At 61.4% G+C, this 415-nt stretch carries 1 protein-coding gene; it reads right to left on the reverse strand.

Features of this window, described 5'->3' with window-relative positions; translation table 11 throughout:
- Nucleotides 1-84: 84 nt before the first annotated feature.
- A partial coding sequence (locus tag DKT72_RS19045; protein WP_220628170.1) for a hypothetical protein occupies nucleotides 85-415 on the reverse strand: 331 nt, incomplete at its 5' end.

The following is a 415-nucleotide window of genomic DNA, read 5'->3' on the forward strand; positions in this document are numbered from 1 at the left end:
ATTGCCGCCACACCAGCGTGCCGCAGACCACGCCCACTACCGCAAGCAGGGCGATCAGTCCGATGATTTTTGATTTGGAGAGTTTCATTGTGCGTCCGTTTTCTGGTCCGACTGGTGAGCCGGGCCGCCAGATGGAGTCTGACTGGGTGCATGCCGTCCTTCATCAGCAGCCGAGGAAGGCACAGGCGAAGGTGCGACGTCGTCGTATCCATCCATGCGGGCCAACCGTTGGATGGCGTCGGAGTCGGCCGTAATGCCCAACGTCTTGGCGCTTACCGCCCGGCTGAGTTCGCCGGCGGCGGTCTGTTCGAGCACTTGCAGCGCCTCGATGGTTTCGATTCGTGCCGTGGCTATCTGATCGCGTGCGCCGGAACTTTCCACGTCCACGTAGGAGCGCAACAGTTTCTCGGTCTGC

The sequence above is a fragment of the Confluentibacter sediminis genome, assembly GCF_003258355.1.
GTDB lineage: Bacteria > Bacteroidota > Bacteroidia > Flavobacteriales > Flavobacteriaceae > Confluentibacter > Confluentibacter sediminis.